The organism is Aliivibrio sp. A6 (genome assembly GCF_028765505.1).
Taxonomy (GTDB): domain Bacteria; phylum Pseudomonadota; class Gammaproteobacteria; order Enterobacterales; family Vibrionaceae; genus Aliivibrio; species Aliivibrio finisterrensis_A.
The window spans coordinates 1-20,052 of sequence record NZ_JARACR010000019.1 but is presented as its reverse complement, the minus strand read 5'-3'; the positions used below and the strand labels follow the sequence as shown (position 1 = coordinate 20,052).

The following is a 20,052-nucleotide window of genomic DNA, read 5'->3' as shown; positions in this document are numbered from 1 at the left end:
TTTTCTATATTTAAGTAAGACTGTTGCTATACTCTTGCACTGTCTAGTTACGACCTGTCTATTTTCTATGAAACTAATTAAGCTCTCTTCTTTTCTCATCATTGACGACAGTACTGTTATCCAAAATGCAATCCGTGCATTACTCAGTCGTATTGGTGTCCCGACGAATAACATTGCTTGCTGCCCAACAGCAGGTGCAGCTGTAGGTAACTGTAAACAAAAAAAATTCGATGTCCTTTTTGTTGATCATAACCTTGGCCATGGCAGTACTGGTCTTCAAATGTTAGAGCAATTACGTCTACTACGATTGATTACCGACAATACTCTGGTCTATGTCGTAACTGGTAATGAAGATCCACAAATTGAATTAGCATATACCGATTATGTCCCTGAAAAGTATATCCAAAAGCCAATTCGCCCAGAAGAAATTATCAAGGTTATTAACCATGATTTAGTAAAACGTCAATTCGCGATGGGGATGATTGCCGCTTATACAAAAGATGGGCTCGCTGGTGTTAAACCTCTTATATTCAAAGCACCAAATAAAATCATTCTTAAAGACTCAATGCTTAAACTGACATCTCGCCTCATCAAAGTGAACCGACTGTCAGAAGCGTTGAGCGTGAATAAAGCTTTACTATCAATAATTAAAGAGTCGATTGAAGCTGAAATCCAACAAGCAGAAATCTATATCGCACAAAATGATTTTGATAACGCTAACCAGTTAGTCGATTCATTATTACCAAAAAATGAAACCAGTAGCTTACGTTTGCTTGATTTAAAAGCTCAAATAGCGTTTAACCGAGATAACTTATCTATTGCTGCTCGTTACTGGAAAAAAGGATTTGAACTTGCACCCTACTCGTATTTAAGATTCAGTCACCTCATTTGGTCTCTTCTTGCAAAAGGAGAACGATACGATGCATTCGACTTACTCACTAAATACGCTTATTTATTGCCAAATTCTGCATTTGACTCTGCAGGAAAAAGAGCAATGGCCGCATGGGGTGATCTTTTTCTTGCATCAGAAGAAACGTTACAAGACTGGTCACCTGAAAGTTCATGGCAACGAGTCAGTGCAAAATTAAAAGGGCGCTTACGTGGCATACCTTGCATTGCTGCGCAACGAGCATTATCCGCTTTATGGCAATTAAAAATGAACCGATACGGTGAAGCAAACCGCTTAATCTCTGATATTCAACTTTCAGATATTACCGATTACGAAACCGCTTATATTGTTTACTTAGTTTATTGCGAAATGCGTTTAGATGACGAAAAAGAAATCATTGAAGAAAAATGGCTACGTAAACTGAAGGAAGGGAAATCCCCCTTAGCTAAGTTACAAGCTCTTGCTTTTGAAAAGGCAAAAATATAAAAAAAACCACGTAGCAATACGTGGTTTTTTTATATCAATCTAACGAATTAGATGATCTTATTCCGCAGCAGGAGCATTACGCTCAGCAGCTTCTTTAACTAATGGCTGAAGCTCACCTTTTTGGAACATTTCCAAAATGATGTCACAACCGCCAATTAATTCACCTTCAATCCATAACTGTGGGAAAGTAGGCCATTGTGCATATGCTGGCAGCTCAGCACGAATGTCTGGGTTTTGTAAAATATCTACATAAGCAAATTTCTCGCCGCAGTTCATTAGTGCTTGAGAAGCTTGAGATGAAAAACCACAGCTTGGAAGCTTAGGTGAGCCTTTCATGTATAGAATGATGTGATTTTCAGCAATTTGTTGTTTGATCTTATCGATAGTTTCCATTGTATCCTCTAATGGGTCGACACTAAGTTGTATTCATTCTACTTCTTATGCACTCAGAAAAAAATACCTAATATTTGTGGTGGTATTATTTATTGAAAATTATCCACTTTTTCTTTTAATAAAATCAAAACTTGCTAGAATCAGAGCGAAGTCAGAATAAATTCTACATTCAGTTGAGTGTATATTTTTTGGAATATTAGTGAGGCGTAGACCTCTTACAACATGGAGACATGAGCAATGTCATTTGAATTACCAGCTCTACCGTTCGCAAAAGACGCATTAGAACCACATATCTCTGCTGAGACTTTAGATTACCACCACTGTAAGCACCACAACACTTATGTTGTTAAGCTTAATGGCCTTATCCCAGGTACTGAATTTGAAGGCAAAACACTAGAAGAGATCGTTAAGACTTCTACTGGTGGTGTTTTCAATAACGCAGCACAAATCTGGAACCACACGTTCTACTGGAACTGCCTAGCTCCAAACGCTGGTGGTCAACCAACAGGCGCTGTAGCTGCTGCTATCGATGCTGCATTTGGTTCTTTTGAAGAATTCAAAGCACAATTCACAGATTCTGCGATCAACAACTTTGGTTCTTCTTGGACTTGGCTTGTTAAGAACGCTGACGGCTCTCTAGCTATCGTTAATACATCAAATGCAGGTACTCCACTAACAGAAGAAGGCGTTACACCGCTTCTAACTGTTGATCTATGGGAACACGCTTACTACATCGATTTCCGTAACGTTCGTCCTGATTACATGGGTGCGTTCTGGGCTCTAGTAAACTGGTCTTTCGTAGAAGAAAACCTAGCAAAATAATTCATTTGAAGTTGCCGTATCATTTCGGCTAACTTTCAACCAAAAAGGTCGGTATTTATACTGACCTTTTTTTTATCCTTCATTATTAACGGTAACTCTTTGCCACTTAACGCTATTAATTAAAAAAACGGCAATTTTTTTCCTAAAAAGACTAAAGTTTTTGAATTCTTTTCCGATAAGTATTTATCATCAAGAGGAATTGATTCATGAAAGTACATACTTTAGATAAAGCCGAGTTAATCAGTGAAATTCAATACGGTTCAAACCTAAACCATGCTATGGAAGCAGGTCGCCGTGCAGATTTCGCCTTAATGATGTCTTTACTGTCTAATGACTTACGTGAAAATACACCTGTTGAAAAAATAGATGAGAAAAAAGTTACAGAAGATCTGCTTCGTCAACGCTTTCAATTAGCTGACGCTCAGATTTTACGTAGTAATGAAGAAAGCTACTCTCGCGCCGCTTCACAAGCAAACCAATTTCATAATGGTGGTTTAGCAAGTGCAAAACTATTACATGGACTAGCCCCTGATGCCATGGCTTATATGCCACAAGATACCCACGACCTACCAGAAGACGTGTATCACAACCTATCTGGTCATCAACGTCGCCAACTAGAATCAGGTAATGAAATCTTCAATGCTATCCCTCAAGATCTTTATAATGAGTTGGTAACTGCTAAGCGTCATTCAGAAATGAATTTATACGTTTAATCTGCCGCTCTCTGTTCTTGTTCAGACATCATTATTTATTATCTCCAGCAAGGCATTATTCACATGATTTATGTGAGTTAGTGCATAAATTAGATAATTGAATACAATTTAATCTCCATTTCTAGCCAAGCTCACAGCAGATGTAATATTTCTATCCCATTATTAAAGCACTTTTATTTAACAACAATGTGAAATGCTTTGAGGGAGGAATGCTATGCAAATTGAACATTCTACTATTCTGATCACATCTGCTGGTAATTTTATGGGCCGAGCTATTGCATGTCATTTTTCCTCACTTGGTGCGTCCCTTATTATTGCCGATTCAGATCACTATCAGTTACACGAAACACATAGACTCTGTGATCAATTAAACCCAAATGTTATTAGTTACGAATTAAAAGACCAATCAACGCAAAGTATTCATGATTTATTCCATTCCATTGATGAAACATTTACCAATGGAATCGATGTATTGATCAACAACTATACTGATATTGCCCTACCAAGCTTGTTTTCACATCAACAACATGATGCTCCTTCTCAGCTAATTGAATTAACTGAAAGCTTATTTTCTTATGGCCAATATGCCGCGAACCATATGAGAGACCATAATAAAGAAGGCGTGATCATTAATTTAGGGTATCAGAAATTTTCACCACAAGTTCAGCAACTAGGTCATTCAGCTTCATTGCTCGCAGGTCTAACAAAGAGTTGGGCTAAAGAATTAAATCCTTTTAATATTAGAGTTGGTGGAGTCACTCCTTGTCTTTCTAGCTTACTATCAGACTCTAACGTAAATTTAATCAATCAAGAGTTGATAAAAAACACTGAATACATATTAGAGAATGACTATTTCAATGGCCGTATTATTGAGGCCACTGCGTAATACCAATCAAACACAACCTATTGATATCTAATTCCTTTCATTGGGCTTATACCAATCACAGTAAGTAAAATATCCTAGGCATAAAAAAACCACCTTAAGTAAGGTGGTTTTTATTGTTCTCATATTTTCAAAATACTAGTGAAAATACTTTAGCCTGTTAGCTTCGAATTATTTCTTTGCTTTTTTCGCTTTTGCTTCTGCTTTCACTTCTGGTGCGTCGATTACGTCAGCGTAAGCCGTACCGTAGTAAGAAGCGATTAATACTTCTTTAAGCTCTTTGATCAATGGGTAACGTGGGTTAGCACCTGTACATTGGTCATCAAACGCATCTTCAGCAATTGAATCCACTTTTGCCATGAATTCAGCTTCGTTAACGCCAGCCGCTTGAATTGACATTGGGATATCCAGTGCAATTTTAAGCTCTTCTAACCAACCAAGTAATGCATTAACTTTCGTTTCAGTATTACCTTCACGGTAACCTAAATGCTCTGCAATTTCAGCGTAACGAGCACGTGCTTTAGGACGGTCGTACTGAGAGAAAGCAGCTTGTTTAGTTGGGTTGTTAGTCGCATTAAAACGTACTGTGTTAGCAATTAATAACGCGTTAGCAAGACCGTGTGGAATGTGGAATTCTGCACCTAATTTATGCGCCATTGAGTGACACACACCTAGGAAAGACTGCGCAAAAGACATACCAGCGATTGTTGCTGCATTGTGTACTTTCTCACGAGCGATTGGATCTTTCTTACCGTTAGCGTAAGAGCTTGGTAAGTACTCTTTAAGCATCTTAAGTGATTGCAGAGCGTGACCGTCTGAGTATTCGTTTGCAAGAACAGAAACGTAAGCTTCTAATGCGTGAGTTACTGCATCGTAACCACCGAATGCACATAAAGACTTAGGCATATCCATTACAAGGTTAGCATCAACAACAGCCATGTTTGGCGTTAGTTCGTAATCTGCTAATGGGTATTTTTGACCCGTTTTTTCATCAGTTACAACAGCAAATGGTGTAACTTCAGAACCTGTACCAGAAGTCGTTGTGATACATACTAGTTCAGCTTTTTGACCCATTTTAGGGAACTTGTAAATACGTTTACGGATATCCATAAATCGCATAGATAGGTCTTCGAAATCAGTTTCTGGGTGCTCGTACATTACCCACATGATTTTCGCAGCATCCATTGGTGAACCACCACCAACCGCTAAGATAACATCAGGTTGGTAGCTTGCACATGCTTCAGCACCGGCTTTAACTACTGCTAATGTTGGATCTGCTTCTACTTCATGGAACACTTCAACTTCCATGCCTTTCTCTTTTAAGATTGAGCGTAGGTCATCGATGTAACCGTTGTTGAATAAGAAACGGTCAGTAACGATTAATGCACGTTTTTTACCTTCAAGGTCAGTCATTGCAATTGGTAAACAACCGCGACGGAAGTAGATAGATTTTGGTAGTTTATGCCACAACATATTTTCTGCTCGCTTAGCTACAATTTTCTTGTTGATAAGGTGCTTAGGACCTACGTTTTCAGAGATAGCGTTACCACCCCAAGAACCACAACCTAACGTTAGTGAAGGTGCTAATTCAAAGTTGTAAAGGTCACCGATACCACCTTGAGATGCTGGTGTATTCACAAGAATACGAGCAGTTTTCATTTTGTCACCGAAGTACGCGATACGCTCTTCGTTGTTATCTTGGTCAGTGTAAAGTACTGAAGTATGACCAACACCGCCTATGTCTAATACGATGCCCGCTTGACGTACTGCATCTTCAAAGTCTTTCGCTTTGAATAGACCTAATGTTGGAGATAGTTTCTCATGAGCAAATTCGTCATCCCATGAAGCTTCTAAGCCTTCACCGATAAGAATTTTAGTAGATGTAGGTACTTTAACATTTGCTAACTCAGCGATTTTGTATGCTGGTTGGCCAACGATGTTAGCGTTAAGTGCGCCATCAATAAGCAGTACTTTACGTACTTTATTTGCGTCTTCTTTGTTTAGAACAACCGCGCCGTATTTAGCGAAACGAGCTTTAACTTCATCGTAAATAGATTCAACAACGATTGCCGCTTGCTCAGAAGCACAAATAACACCGTTATCGAATGTTTTAGACATTAGGATAGAAGAAACAGCACGTTTGATATCAGCAGTTTCGTCGATAACTACAGGTGTATTACCCGCGCCAACACCGATTGCAGGTTTACCTGAAGAGTAAGCCGCTTTAACCATGCCTGGACCGCCAGTAGCAAGGATCATGTTGATGTCGTCATGTTTCATTAATGTATTTGACAATTCAACAGATGGTTGGTCAATCCAACCAATGATGTCTTTTGGTGCACCCGCTTTAATTGCTGCATCTAATACTACTTTAGCAGCGTAGTTAGTTGCATTTTTAGCGCGTGGGTGTGGAGAGAAGATACAACCGTTACGAGTTTTAAGACAGATTAACGCTTTAAAGATTGCTGTTGAAGTAGGGTTTGTCGTTGGAACGATTGCACAAACAATACCTAGAGGTTCAGCAATAGTGATTGTGCCGCCTTCATCGTTACGGTCGATGATGCCACACGTTAGCTCGTCTTTGTATTTATTATAAATAAACTCAGAAGCAAAGTGGTTTTTGATAACTTTATCTTCCATGATACCCATGCCAGATTCAGTTGCTGCCATTTTTGCTAGTTCAATACGAGCTGTTGAAGCTGCTAGAGACGCTGCACGGAAGATTTCATCAACTTTCTCTTGTGGAAAGTTCGCAAATTCTTTTTGCGCCGCTTTAACGCGTGCTACTAGAGCATCAAGTTCAGCTAAATTAGTTACAGGCATATTGTTTCTCCTAAAAATAAAAACTATAAAATTCATTAAAAACTATTTAGTAAGGATTCTGCTTTTTCATCCTTTTTTGCAGTTAAGCTCAACCAATTTTCGGGTAATCCTGCTTTAACTTCTTAGTAAATTGCTTTCAAAACTGATTATATTCTTTCACAATTTGAAAAGTATTGATTCAGATCAGTTATGAGAATTTATTTACCACTTTCGTCTTACTCCTAACGGATAGCACAGTATAAATACGATTTAGATCACATAGTTAACTCCATTTATGACCAACTTCAAAATGATAGCTAATGACAAAACTCTCATTACGAAAAATGTAAGTTGTAATAAAGTTACATAATCAAGGCCAAAAATGACAAATTATGGCGAAATCTTCGTGCCACTAAAGAGTAGTATATCTCCGCTCAGATTCACATCGTTTATGCATTAAATAAGTTGCTCTAGATCACTTAATTGTAAATATTACGACTCTTTTACCTTCTATAAAATAAATACGATTTAAACTTGTACTAGAGAGTAGACTGTTTTTTTATTATTCTTAATAAAAGAGAGCCCATCATTAAGTACAAAAATTAATCATGAATACAAAACGCCTTAAACATTATTTATATGCAACGATATTTGGCACACATACTAAAGGTGGGAAGCGATTTGACATCGCATTGATCGTACTAATCCTTACCTCTCAAGCAACATTAATCTTAGATTCGATAAGTTCAGTCAATGCCATATATGGTGAGTGGTTATGGCGATTAGAGTATATTTTTACTGCTATATTCACTATCGAATACATTTTACGATTGTATTGCTCACCAAAACCTAGCTCTTATGCGAAAAGTTTTTATGGTGTTATTGACCTTCTCGCAATACTACCAACTTATCTAGCATTGTTTTTTCCAAGCGCAAGCTACATCGCTATCATTCGTCTCTTACGTGTAATGAGAATATTTAGAATTTTGAAGTTAGTTCGCTACTTACAAGATTCCAACATTCTTTTACGCTCACTGTTGATGGCAAAAAGAAAAATCTTCATCTTTTTTAGTACTGTGGCTATTTTAGTTTCTGTATTTGGATCGCTAATGTTCGTTATTGAAGGGCCTGAAAATGGGTTTACTAGCATTCCCCAAAGCATCTATTGGGCAATTGTAACCATTACGACAGTGGGCTATGGTGATTTGGTTCCGCATACAGCACTGGGTAAAGCTGTAGCTTCATTGACAATGTTATTAGGTTATTCGATTCTTGCCGTACCAACTGGGATTATTACTGCAGAATTGAACCAAGAAATGAACGCGCACAGAGATCTAGTACGTTGTCCAAATTGTGTAAAAGGAGGGCATGAATCTGATGCAATGCATTGTAAACACTGTGGAAGTGAATTACCTGCACCTCATGATAGAGTGACGAGCGTAAAATAGAGGAAAAGCTTACAGCGTTCAAGACTCTGTAAGCATTGCGATAGTTTTATTCTGAATATAAGGTTAGAGAACCTTGTGATGTATTGTTTACAGAACCACTATTAAGAAACTTAGGTGCCGCAATAACGGCAAGTAGTATGAATACAGCAGCAAATGCTGCAAACTTAGTTAAAACTTGTCCTTTTGTTTTTTTCATCATACCACTTATCTAATTTACGAAATTGTCGATAATGTACTTGAGTTGCTGCTTATCGACAATTTTATAGATTTTTTTTGGGACCAATGTGGCATTAATATTCTCACCACTAAGATATTACTCTCAAAAAGGAGACGACGGGAAGTGTTGTCACTTATTCTGATGATACGTTAACTCGGACGATATCTTCTTGCCCTTTTGAAAATTGCTTTTTAAGTTCTGCTTTTGATTTAAAACTAATTTCACCACCTTCCGCAACCGTCATATGTTGAGCTTCTTTATTATGCATTGATTGGTACAACATCATTGCTTGCATACAGGTACTTCTTTGCTCTTGAGATAACGGCGTACCATTATGCCACTTTCCTGTTTCGACAGCATATTGCAAATTTTGAAATACTTCTGGTGTCATCGATTCTAGTAATTTATTAATATCCATTGTTTATTCCCTATATTAGCAACTCAGAAACCATATCTTTTGATTAATGTTAGTCAACATACTGCCGATAAATTGGTGTAATAGATCACGTTTCCTCTTTTTCTTTCTATAGGATCATCATGCTTTTAACGACTCAACGATTTACCTTAGTGGCGCTTGCTACTCTTTTAGTATCAGGCTGTTTTGATTCAAAACCGACAACAGAACAATTATGTGAAGAGCATGCAAACTTACAGTGCCAACAATTAAATATGCGTGATGGCCAATGCTTGAACCAAAGAGAAGCTCTTATATTGAGTCGTTTTGAAGTATTAAAGAGTCAAAGTGATCTTGATAAATTAAATACAGTTAAAGCAACGTATGAATATCAGAAATGCTTAACCTCCGCAGCACAAATTGAACCGATTACCGCTAAAGAGATTAAAACCAAACGCTCTGAAGCTCTACTTCATACTTATGATGCTATTGATGCTTTATCTTTAGAGCTTCAAACTTCTACAGAACCAAAGGTTCTTTTTTATCGCTGGACAACTGGAGATAAAAAAGCACTGCGTGAATTTTTACAATTAGAAGGAACGAAAGCATTAGAATCTGCCGAGTTACAATACGCACTTGCCACTTTTTATACGCAACGTGATGGGAATAAAACCATCCTAATTCTTAATCATTCATTAGAGTTACTAACAGAGAAAGATTATGAAAATGAATTACACTCAATAATCATTAAATCGCTTGCGAGTATTAACCATAAAGAAGGTAATAAAAAGCATGCGTATATTTGGGCTTTAGTAGGTAAAGAATTTCAACTACAAGTGGCTTCAGAAAAACAATTGGAGTTACTGTATCAATTTACAGCGGAAGAAAAAGAAACATTACTAAAAAGCAGTGAAACAATAACAAAAAGTATTGAAGCGCAAAACTTCCACCCCTCTTTACTACCAGTTCAAGTTAAAAAGTAATTCAGAAATAAAAAAGGAGCTCAGTGCTCCTTTTATTATATTAAAGCTAGCCTATAATTTTTTCTGCTAGCTTTTATCATTAAAACGCAGTGATACAGAATTAACACAAAAACGCTCACCTGTTGTTTTAGGACCATCGTTAAATACATGACCTAAATGACTATCGCATTGACGGCAACGGATCTCTGTTCTTTTCATACCATGGCTACTATCTTCAATATAGCGAATCACTTGCTCATTCACAGGAGCATCAAAGCTTGGCCAACCACATCCAGAATCGTATTTATTCTCAGAAACAAATAAAATAGTTTGGCAACAGGTACAGTTATAATCCCCTGTTGATTTATTATGTAACAGCTTTCCTGAAAAAGGTGCTTCAGTACCTTGTTTTCTACAAATATCAAACTCTTCTTGGGTCAAACTCTCTTGCCAATCTGCTTCTGTAAATTCTGAAAACTGTTTTGATTTGTCCATTTGAAATTCTACCCCCTAAGACTTATTTAAATTAAACCTTGCTTCTACTCACCTTTGTAGCACATAATTTGCTAAAGTAATTTTACAGCAACCTAGTAAAATGGCGTTAATAGTTATGTCACTATTTTTCATAACATGTCATCAAGGTTATTAAATGACCAGATTTTCTATAAATTACGTAAGAATTTTTCTTTATGTTAACAGAATATGGTCTATTTTTTGATTTTAAACAATATAAATGGCATTTTTACTTGCAGGTTGGCTCAGGATTTTGTAATTTTACTACCAGTTAATTTAAACCTGAAATTCAAATTTAAGTTGTGGAGCAACTATAATGACTATCAAAGTAGGTATTAACGGTTTTGGCCGTATTGGACGTTTTGTTTTCCGTGCATCTGTAGAGCGCAACGACATCGAAGTTGTTGGTATTAACGATCTTATCGACGTTGAATACATGGCTTACATGCTTAAGTACGATTCAACTCACGGCCGTTTCAACGGTACAGTTGAAGTTGTAGACGGTAACCTAGTAGTAAACGGCAAAACTGTACGTGTAACTGCTGAGCGTAACCCTGAAGATCTTAAGTGGGATGCAATCAACGTTGACGTTGTAGCTGAAGCTACTGGTCTTTTCCTAGACGACGAAACTGCTCGTAAGCACATCACTGCTGGCGCGAAAAAAGTAGTTTTAACTGGTCCTTCTAAAGACGCTACTCCAATGTTCGTAATGGGCGTTAACCACGCTTCTTACGCTGGTCAAGATATCGTTTCTAACGCTTCTTGTACTACTAACTGTCTAGCACCTGTTGCTAAAGTTCTTAACGACAAGTTCGGTATCGAATCTGGTCTTATGACTACAGTTCACGCTACTACAGCAACTCAAAAAACTGTAGATGGTCCTTCTGCTAAAGACTGGCGTGGTGGCCGTGGTGCTTCTCAAAACATCATCCCATCTTCAACTGGTGCTGCTAAAGCTGTAGGCGTTGTTCTTCCTGAACTAAACGGCCTTCTAACTGGTATGGCTTTCCGTGTACCAACTGCTAACGTTTCTGTAGTTGACCTAACAGTTAACCTAAAAACTGCTGCATCTTACGAAGCTATCTGTGCTGCTATGAAAGAAGCATCTGAAGGCGAGCTTGCTGGCGTTCTAGGTTACACAGACGAAGCTGTTGTTTCTCAAGACTTCATCGGCGAAACACAAACTTCAGTATTTGATGCTGCAGCTGGTGTTGCTCTAACTGACAAATTCGTTAAAGTTGTATCTTGGTACGACAACGAAATCGGTTACTCAAACAAAGTTCTTGACCTAATCGCTCACATCTCTAAGTAAGCATTAGTATAGACTTTCTTTGAAAGCTAACTTAAAAGGTTTTGTATCTTTTAAGAATGAAAGGCGACTTAATTGTCGCCTTTTTTGTACCTGTTATTTAAACAAAAGTACCTATTCCTTTTCTCGAACATTATTCCGCTATTCCTACCTGAAAAAGAATATGTATTTATTATTTTAGGAGTTATCCATGAACATTACTCACCTTCCAACCATCAGTGTGTTATCTGATAGCGTTACTATTGCTCAACTTGATGATGTTAAGATCGTACGCATTATTCATGACAAAGCAGAAGCGGCTATTTCATTACATGGTGCACATGTACTGTCTTTCACTCCAAAAGGCCAAGATGACCTTATCTGGATGAGTAAAGAAGCTATCTTTAACCCTGAAAAAGCCATTCGCGGTGGTGTACCTGTTTGCTGGCCTTGGTTTGGCCGTATCGCTAACCCTGCCCACGGCTTTGCTCGCAATAGTACTTGGACATTAATAGAACACCGTGAAAACGAAAATGGGGTGATGGTGGTTCTTGGTTTAGAAGCTTCAGAAGAAACCAAAACTATTTGGCCATTTGAATTTGAAGCTCGCTTAACAGTAGAAATTGGCGATCAGCTAACGATTACTCTTGATGCAAAAAATACAGATGATAAAGCGTGGAACTGCTCAGGAGCATTACACACGTACCTAAATGTTGCTGATATTAACACCACAACAATTACCGGTATGGGATCAAGCTATATTGATGGCTTACTGGAAGGGAAAGTATGTTCGGGCGGTGATACATTATCAATTAATGCGGCGGTTGACCGTGTTTACACTCAGCCAGAAAATACCGTCCTAATCTCTGATACACAACGTACATTGTCTGTTACTAATTCAGGGCACAATGCCGCGGTTATCTGGAATCCGTGGGCTGAAGGCGCTGAATCTATGGGTGACATGAACAATGATGGTTATCAAACGATGGTGTGTGTTGAATCAACCTATCATGCTGCAAGTCTAGAAACAGCTAAAGTAATTCAACCTAATGAATCATTTGTGTTAAGTACAACAATTAACGCTTAATCTTAAAGCCAGAAACAAAAACGGAAGCACTAAGGCTTCCGTTTTTTATATCATCTATTTTAATAGTAAGCAGATGCTGAAATTATCTTTCCCAGTACGACTCTTCTAACGAATCTTCACGTTCTGGTAAACCACGAGATAAACGTGGTGAATGTTGCGCTAATACTTCAAAGCTTACACGGTTTGAGTACTTACATACTTGAGAAAACGAAGAGTATGTTAGGTATGAGTGCTGATGCTTACTTGAATTAGGCACATTATTACGGTGATAATGGTTTGCTGCCATATCATGTAATAAAGCCGACAATGCACCATCGCCTGCCCCATTGGTATTCTTGATTTTTTCAGGGCCGCCCATGTATGGTGAGATATGGGAATACACCTTCATTGGATTTTCACAGCTGTCTTTAATTGCAGGACGGCTAAACTCAAATTGGTTAAATTCTGGAATAGTACCTGGAAGTAATGGTAATGAAGTCTCACGCTTCGCTTCATCCTCTGTATAACCTGCCATATAAAGCCCTACAGGGCCCGCAGTACATAATACAAGATCAACCCACTCAAGTGCTTTATCTGCTGCTTCTAGAGGATCTGATGCGCCTGTAAGGGCTTCACCTTCTTCTTCATTCATAGCAACAACGGTTACATGATCGTTTAAGAAATCACGCCAGTATTGTGGATCATCTTGAACCACAAATTTAGTACCCATGGTCAACACCACTGGTACATCATATTTTTTAGCGTACTCAATCGCTTTCATTGTTGCTTCTGGCATTGGATCACCATCTTTACAACGAACTAAATAAGCTGTCAGTACTAACGCAGATGCGTTTTTAAAGATTTTCTCTGGAATACTTTCTGAACGAAGCTGGTTCATATCGCCTTCGCTGATCGCAAACGTGCGTTCACCGTCTTGACTAATAAGTGCAAAACAGCGTCCAATCGCACCCGGAACAGGTTGAAGGTAGTTCAAATCCATTCGGCTAGACGTATTACATAAGTAGCGATATGAATAGCTACCAATATGAATGTCTTCACTCATCACACCTAACAGAGTTGATTTATCATCAGCGAGTACTGAATAGTTGTGAAGTGTATTACCAATCGTACCACCAGCGAATTCGTTGGTGATCATGTTGTTATCTTTAAGCTCATTATAAAGCATTTCCGCTTTATCATTATCGATAACCAGTGAGTGTCCTTTACTCAAGCCATACTTCTCAATAAAAGCATCGTCAATTCGAGCTTCAATATCCACTAACGTTTGATCAATACCGATAATGTGCGTACGCGACATTTTTTTGGTTTCTTGAGCTTGGCTAACTAATGGATCACGAGCGTGAACTGGAAAATAATGCTTGGATTTACGCTGACCTGGAAATTTCATAAAATAATCATTCAACTGGCTAATGGAAGAAGTGCGAAGTTTAGCCGCTCAATAACTCTGCCGCAACTACTGATATTAGCCTCAATGAAAGGCAAACGTTTGCCCTTTCTATTTGTTTATACTTCTAGCCTTACTAAGACCATTCATGATAATTTATCTGTGTATTTTTTAAAGGTAACCACCATGACAACTGAACTAATTAGCTATGATGACGTAATCGAAGTCGCTTACGATATTTTCCTTGAAATGGCTCAAGACAACCTTGAACCAGCTGATGTTGCATTATTTACTCTACAATTTGATGATCGCGGCGCTGCTGAAGTTGTTGATACTCGTGATGATTGGGCTGGACACGTTGGCTTTGAAGTTGATGGCGAAGTATACGCGGAAGTTCTCATTGGCTTAGTCAATGAAGAATCAGACGTATTGGATGATGTATTTGCTCGTATGCTAGTCAGTCGTGATCCTGAACACAAATTCTGCCACATGTTATGGAAACGTGATTAATTTTATCGTTCGTCTTTAACGACTAAGGAGCATTCATTTGCTCCTTTTTTATTATCCTCTCTCATTGAATCTCTTACTTTACACCCCCATTATTTCTTTATGCTCACAAACTGCTTATTGCAGAAAATAATAAAGGAATACCATGTCTCAATTTCAATCTAGATGCCCATCATGCAATGGACTCAACCGCCTTCCTATTGAACGCATTAATGACACGGCTACGTGTGGTCGCTGTAAAGAACACCTATTAGATGGAAAGCCGCTAGAAGGTACCACTGATAATCTTGCTGCTTTAATGAATAGTGATAAACCTGTTGTTATCGACTTCTGGGCCCCGTGGTGTAATCCATGCGTTGGATTCTCTCCGGTATTTGAAGACGTTGCTGCCGAACGCAATGGCCAAATTCGCTGTGTAAAAGTAAATACGGAAGCCCAACAACAAATTGCCGCACAATATCAGATCCGCTCTATCCCTACGATCATGGTCTTTAAGAATGGCCAACGTGTAGATATGATTAATGGTGCATTACCAAAAGGTCAATTTGATCAGTGGCTAAATCAAGCACTGCTTAAATAATGTAAATAGCAGACAAACAAAAGCCGCTGTATGACTTAACATACAGCGGCTTTTTAATGTTTATCTAGTCTATGTTATAGAACAGATTAACCGATGAATTCTACACCGTTCATGTACTTACGTAGTACTTCAGGGATAGCAATCTTACCATCAGCTTGTTGGAAGTTCTCTAGGATAGCAACCATTGTACGACCTACTGCAAGACCTGAACCGTTCAGTGTGTGAACTAATTCTGGTTTCTTCTCGCCTTGACGACGGAAACGCGCTTGCATACGACGAGCTTGGAAATCCCACATGTTTGAACAAGAAGAGATCTCACGGTACGTTTCTTGTGCTGGAACCCATACTTCTAAATCGTAAGTTTTACGAGAACCGAAGCCCATATCACCTGTACAAAGCACTACTTTACGGTATGGAAGCTCTAGAAGTTGAAGTACTTTCTCAGCATGACCTGTTAGCTCTTCAAGCGCTGCCATTGAATCTTCTGGTTTCGTAATTTGAACTAATTCAACTTTGTCGAATTGGTGCATACGGATAAGGCCACGAGTATCACGACCGTAAGAACCCGCTTCAGAACGGAAACATGGTGTGTGAGCCGTCATTTTCAGAGGTAAATCAGCTTCTTCAGTAATTGTGTCACGAACCATATTTGTTACTGGAACTTCAGCTGTTGGGATAAGTGATAGCATCTTAAGAGGAACATCACTCACTTGCTCTGTTAATGGGCTTGTGTGGAATAGATCTTCACCAAACTTAGGTAATTGACCCGTACCATATAGGCTATCGTGGTTTACTAAGTAAGGTACGTACATTTCCATGTAACCGTGTTCTTCTGTATGAAGATCAAGCATGAATTGTGAAAGCGCACGGTGAAGACGCGCAAATTGACCTTTCATTACGATAAAACGAGAACCAGAGATTTTAACTGCGCTCGCAAAATCAAGGCCATCAGCCATTTCACCAAGCTCAACATGATCTTTTACTTCAAAGTCATACGCTAGAGGGTTACCCCAACGCAATACTTCTACATTCTCTTCTTCATCTTTACCAAACGGTACTGAATCATCAGGAATGTTTGGAACAGACAAAGCGATAGTTTCGATTTGTTGTTGAAGATCTGCAAGTGCTACTTTTGCTTCATCTAATTCAGAGCCTAGGTTTGCAACGTCAGCCATAATGCGATCTGCTTCTTCGTGATCGCCCTTCGCTTTTGCTTGACCAATGGACTTCGAACGGGAATTACGCTGCGCTTGAAGCTCTTCAGTTTTAACTTGAAGGGACTTACGTTGTTCTTCAAGATTGCGAAGTGTCTCTACGTCTAGCTTAAAGCCACGACGTGCCAGTTTCTCTGCTGTTTCATCCAGCTCTGTACGAAGTAATTTTGAATCAAGCATTTGTAATCCTATGCCTTATGGTCATTGTGTATTCAAATAATACAGAACACACTGAGTAATAAAATTTTGTGCAATTTTCAGTTCCAAATTGCGATTCGAATAAGATACCGAAAATGATCTTTTATTGGTAGCGTTTTAAGGTGCTGTTTTGATCTAATTGGGCTAAATATTCTAGCTTTTCGCTAATTTTGGTTTCTAAGCCACGTTTTGTTGGAAAGTAGTACTTACGATCCTGCATTTCCGGTGGAAAATAATTCTCACCTGATGCATACGCATTTGGCTCATCATGAGCATAACGATAATCTGCGCCATAGCCCATGTCTTTCATTAATGATGTCGGGGCATTGCGTAAATGGTTTGGCACATCATAATCTGGTGAGTTAATGGCGTCCATTTGCGCTTGTTTCCATGCGGTATAAACGGCATTACTTTTAGGAGCACATGCCAAATAAACCACCGCTTGAGCAATCGCTCTTTCGCCTTCAGCAGGACCAATGCGAGTAAAGCAATCCCACGCATTCATCGCAACTTCCATCGCTCTTGGGTCAGCATTGCCTATATCTTCAGAAGCTATCGCTAGCAAACGACGCGCAACATAAAGTGGATCACCACCCGCAGCTATAATTCGCGCAGTCCAATAGAGTGCCGCATCCGGATTTGAACCACGAATGGATTTATGAACGGCTGAGATTAAGTCATACCACATGTCCCCTTTATTATCGAAACGCGCCAGTTTTTCACCCGCAACTTCCGCTAATAAAGGTAAGTCCACCACTTTCTTACCGTCGTGATCTTCTTCTGCCATGTCATGCAGAAGCTCAAGATAATTGAGTGACATACGAGCATCACCCGACACCAAATTTGCCAGTTGTAATTTTACATCATCAGGAAGTACAAAATTATCATCATTTAAGCCACGGTCTTTATCTAAAAGCGCTTGGTCTATTACCTGAACAATATCTTGTTTTTCTAATGATTTTAATTTGTAGACTCGCGCTCGCGATAACAATGCGTTATTGAGTTCAAAAGAAGGGTTTTCAGTCGTCGCGCCAATAAAGGTGATCGTGCCATCTTCGATATGTGGCAAAAAAGCATCTTGCTGGCTTTTATTAAAGCGATGGACCTCATCCACAAACATAATGGTTCTTCTGCCTGTGATTTGGTTTTCTTTTGCTTTTTCAATTGCAGCTCGAATGTCTTTTACACCAGATGTGACTGCCGATACTCGCTCGACTTCAGCATTAGTATAATTAGCTGCTACTTCCGCTAATGTTGTTTTACCGGTACCAGGAGGCCCCCATAAAATCATTGAGTGGATCTGTCCGGCTTCTAACGCGCGACGCAATGGCTTACCAACGCCTAATAGATGCTGCTGACCAATGTATTGCTCAATATTTTGAGGCCGCATTCTAGCAGCAAGGGGACGAAAATCGTCCCCTGCTGAAAAATCTAAACTGAAGTTACTCACGTTTATCCTTTATCTTTCATTAGCGCTGATCATCGATATCAACACCTTCTGGCACAGTAAAAGTGAAATTACTTTGTGCTGGTTTTTTCGCTTCAAATTTCGTAAAACTAAAGTCACTACGTTGTCCATCTTGCTCTACAACAGAGAATCCAGTGACATTACCTGATGGCTGTATATTGACAATAAAGTCGCTTTTTACTGCTGAATCAGATTTTGGAGACACCGTAAACGCATCACCATTTTGAACCATTGAGTAGTATATTAGTAGATTAAAAATACCACCACTCCAAAGTTCAGCTTCATTCCTGCTTTGTTTACTTAATTAAAATAGTATAAGTAAGTACCCGAAGTTTGTTGACGTAAATTTGACTATATTGTTGAATATAGTTGTTTCAATCGGTATCAAATATTTTCAAAAGGACTTATAGTAAAAATATTATGATAAATATATATTTTTTAATTTCATCGAATGTTCACTTACTAGATTTAGCTAGTTCATGCCAAACTTTTGATGAAGCTAATAAATTAGGGTGTAACTATAAATTACATTATATCAGCTTTTCAAAATCAATTTCATCTCATCAAGGACTTTATCTAACAAATTTAACTTATCCACCAACAAACATAATCAATGAATCAATCATCATTGCCTGCGCCTCCGGTTACGAACCCGATATTTATTCTGACGAAGTCAGCCAACAAACAGCTAACTGGCTTCGTTCACATTATATTAAAAATAAAAGCCTGGTATTTATGGGCATATGCACAGGTGCGTTTCTCTTAGGAAAAGCAGGGATTCTCAACGGTCATAAATGTACAACACATCACTCATATATCAACAAACTTTCTGAACAGTTTTCTGAGACAGAGGTATTGAAGGACATTATGTTCGTTAAATCTGGCAATGTATATACTAGCGCAGGTGTTACAGCAGCGATTGATTTATCATTGGATATAGTTGAGAAACATTACTCTACTCAGATTAGTATTGCAGTTGCTAGAGATTTGCTGGTTCACAGAAGACGAATGTCAAGTGATCCTCAAATTTCTAACCATATTATTTCACGCAATCATATTAGTCCTTTAATACACTCAATAGAAGACTATATTAGCATTCATTTTAAGACCGAACTTACAGTGACAGAAATTGCCAAAATGAATAATATATCCATACGTCATTTACAACGAAATTTTAAAGAATGTACTGGTTCAACAATCTCTGATTATATAAATAAGATGAAATTAGAAGAAGCACGGCATTTAATCAAGGAGGGGATATCTGTTGTAAATGCCGCATATGAAGTAGGTTTTAAACAAGCATCTTCCTTACGTAAGCTTTGGAAAAAACATTATAATAGTTTACCTAGCGAAATAAAAAAGAAAAAAGTATAAAGGTTGCTTAACCAATTTTTAAGTATTAAATATAGTAGCTCAGACCTAATCTTACTTTTATTCAATTTTTAGGTTATCTTTTAGCCCATATTTCCATCAAGTGAAGTTTCTAAATTGTGTTCAGCCATAATATTCTTTACTTTGATATGTTTTGGCTAGTTGTTTGATAGCGTAAGCTAAAACGACTTTTTTGTAGTGGCCACAGTTTTATATTATACCACTGAAATATATAGATTTTTCAGCATCCCTTTGTGAGCTATCACAGATAAAGCTACACATTCATCATATTAATTAATAAGCCTATATGCTCAATTATAAAAAATATTATTTACACCCATAGACTTTCCATTCAACATCACACATCCATGATTTTTAATGTTATGATCATTTCCATCAATCAAATCTCCATCTAATCTATGAGGGTAAACTA

At 38.2% G+C, this 20,052-nt stretch carries 19 protein-coding genes and 1 pseudogene; 11 read left to right on the top strand and 9 right to left on the bottom strand.

Features of this window, described 5'->3' with window-relative positions:
- Positions 1-67: 67 nt before the first annotated feature.
- Entirely contained in the window at positions 68-1,375 is a 1,308-nt protein-coding gene (locus PVK70_RS12050; RefSeq protein WP_130048413.1) for a response regulator, read from the top strand.
- Between the two features lie 57 nt (positions 1,376-1,432).
- On the opposite strand, the gene grxD is transcribed toward PVK70_RS12050, so the two are convergent.
- Positions 1,433-1,768, bottom strand: coding sequence for a Grx4 family monothiol glutaredoxin (gene grxD / locus PVK70_RS12045; RefSeq protein ID WP_130043215.1), 336 nt, complete (start codon positions 1,766-1,768; stop codon positions 1,433-1,435).
- 237 nt (positions 1,769-2,005) lie between these two features.
- Between grxD and sodB the strand changes: the two genes are divergently transcribed.
- The 3 genes from sodB (at position 2,006) to PVK70_RS12030 (ending at position 4,189) form a co-directional block, all read left to right on the top strand.
- On the top strand, positions 2,006-2,590 hold the full coding sequence (gene sodB / locus PVK70_RS12040) for a superoxide dismutase [Fe] (protein ID WP_274441497.1): 585 nt from the start codon (positions 2,006-2,008) through the stop codon (positions 2,588-2,590).
- Positions 2,591-2,796: 206 nt separating this feature from the next.
- Positions 2,797-3,303, top strand: coding sequence for a VC2046/SO_2500 family protein (locus PVK70_RS12035; protein ID WP_130048412.1), 507 nt, complete (start codon positions 2,797-2,799; stop codon positions 3,301-3,303).
- Positions 3,304-3,517: 214 nt separating this feature from the next.
- A complete protein-coding gene (locus PVK70_RS12030) occupies positions 3,518-4,189 on the top strand; it encodes an SDR family oxidoreductase (RefSeq protein WP_130048411.1) in 672 nt (223 codons plus the stop codon).
- 168 nt (positions 4,190-4,357) lie between these two features.
- Here the strand turns inward: PVK70_RS12030 and adhE are convergent, their stop codons facing one another.
- On the bottom strand, positions 4,358-7,009 hold the full coding sequence (gene adhE, locus PVK70_RS12025; RefSeq protein WP_130048410.1) for a bifunctional acetaldehyde-CoA/alcohol dehydrogenase: 2,652 nt from the start codon (positions 7,007-7,009) through the stop codon (positions 4,358-4,360).
- A gap of 587 nt (positions 7,010-7,596) precedes the next feature.
- On the opposite strand from adhE, the gene PVK70_RS12020 reads away from it, so the two are divergent.
- Entirely contained in the window at positions 7,597-8,436 is an 840-nt protein-coding gene (locus PVK70_RS12020; protein ID WP_165367190.1) for an ion transporter, read from the top strand.
- 46 nt (positions 8,437-8,482) lie between these two features.
- Here the strand turns inward: PVK70_RS12020 and PVK70_RS12015 are convergent, their stop codons facing one another.
- Positions 8,483-8,635 carry a hypothetical protein gene (locus tag PVK70_RS12015; protein ID WP_165367189.1) on the bottom strand — a complete coding sequence of 51 codons (153 nt, stop codon included), beginning with the start codon at positions 8,633-8,635 and terminating at the stop codon, positions 8,483-8,485.
- A gap of 151 nt (positions 8,636-8,786) precedes the next feature.
- Positions 8,787-9,071 carry a YeaC family protein gene (locus PVK70_RS12010; protein ID WP_130048408.1) on the bottom strand — a complete coding sequence of 95 codons (285 nt, stop codon included), beginning with the start codon at positions 9,069-9,071 and terminating at the stop codon, positions 8,787-8,789.
- Between the two features lie 119 nt (positions 9,072-9,190).
- Here PVK70_RS12010 and PVK70_RS12005 point away from each other — a divergent pair, with 119 nt between their 5' ends.
- Positions 9,191-10,030, top strand: a complete 840-nt coding sequence (locus tag PVK70_RS12005; protein WP_130048407.1) for a DUF2989 domain-containing protein — start codon at positions 9,191-9,193, stop codon at positions 10,028-10,030.
- Between the two features lie 66 nt (positions 10,031-10,096).
- On the opposite strand, the gene msrB is transcribed toward PVK70_RS12005, so the two are convergent.
- Positions 10,097-10,504 carry a peptide-methionine (R)-S-oxide reductase MsrB gene (gene msrB / locus PVK70_RS12000; protein WP_130048406.1) on the bottom strand — a complete coding sequence of 136 codons (408 nt, stop codon included), beginning with the start codon at positions 10,502-10,504 and terminating at the stop codon, positions 10,097-10,099.
- 334 nt (positions 10,505-10,838) lie between these two features.
- Here msrB and gap point away from each other — a divergent pair, with 334 nt between their 5' ends.
- Both gap and PVK70_RS11990 read left to right on the top strand, forming a co-directional pair.
- Positions 10,839-11,834, top strand: a complete 996-nt coding sequence (gap, locus tag PVK70_RS11995) for a type I glyceraldehyde-3-phosphate dehydrogenase (RefSeq protein WP_130043206.1) — start codon at positions 10,839-10,841, stop codon at positions 11,832-11,834.
- A gap of 187 nt (positions 11,835-12,021) precedes the next feature.
- A complete protein-coding gene (locus PVK70_RS11990; protein WP_130048405.1) occupies positions 12,022-12,897 on the top strand; it encodes a D-hexose-6-phosphate mutarotase in 876 nt (291 codons plus the stop codon).
- An 82-nt stretch (positions 12,898-12,979) separates the two neighbouring features.
- Here the strand turns inward: PVK70_RS11990 and PVK70_RS11985 are convergent, their stop codons facing one another.
- Entirely contained in the window at positions 12,980-14,284 is a 1,305-nt protein-coding gene (locus tag PVK70_RS11985; protein ID WP_130048404.1) for an inosine/guanosine kinase, read from the bottom strand.
- A 183-nt stretch (positions 14,285-14,467) separates the two neighbouring features.
- Between PVK70_RS11985 and PVK70_RS11980 the strand changes: the two genes are divergently transcribed.
- Together PVK70_RS11980 and trxC are read left to right on the top strand one after the other, a co-directional pair.
- Positions 14,468-14,791: an HI1450 family dsDNA-mimic protein gene (locus PVK70_RS11980; RefSeq protein WP_105054367.1), complete on the top strand. Its 324-nt coding sequence runs from the start codon at positions 14,468-14,470 to the stop codon at positions 14,789-14,791.
- 142 nt (positions 14,792-14,933) lie between these two features.
- Positions 14,934-15,368, top strand: coding sequence for a thioredoxin TrxC (trxC, locus tag PVK70_RS11975; protein WP_130048403.1), 435 nt, complete (start codon positions 14,934-14,936; stop codon positions 15,366-15,368).
- Positions 15,369-15,454: 86 nt separating this feature from the next.
- On the opposite strand, the gene serS is transcribed toward trxC, so the two are convergent.
- The 3 genes and pseudogenes from serS to lolA form a co-directional block, all read right to left on the bottom strand.
- Positions 15,455-16,762, bottom strand: a complete 1,308-nt coding sequence (gene serS / locus PVK70_RS11970) for a serine--tRNA ligase (RefSeq protein WP_061028376.1) — start codon at positions 16,760-16,762, stop codon at positions 15,455-15,457.
- A 121-nt stretch (positions 16,763-16,883) separates the two neighbouring features.
- Positions 16,884-18,230 (bottom strand): replication-associated recombination protein A, encoded by a 1,347-nt coding sequence (locus PVK70_RS11965; protein ID WP_130048402.1) that lies wholly within the window; start codon positions 18,228-18,230, stop codon positions 16,884-16,886.
- Between the two features lie 19 nt (positions 18,231-18,249).
- Positions 18,250-18,486 (bottom strand): annotated as a pseudogene (lolA, locus tag PVK70_RS11960) (outer membrane lipoprotein chaperone LolA); the annotation flags it as partial.
- A 182-nt stretch (positions 18,487-18,668) separates the two neighbouring features.
- On the opposite strand from lolA, the gene PVK70_RS11955 reads away from it, so the two are divergent.
- Complete coding sequence (locus PVK70_RS11955; RefSeq protein ID WP_130048401.1) at positions 18,669-19,622, top strand: GlxA family transcriptional regulator; 954 nt, start codon at positions 18,669-18,671, stop codon at positions 19,620-19,622.
- Positions 19,623-20,052: the final 430 nt, after the last annotated feature.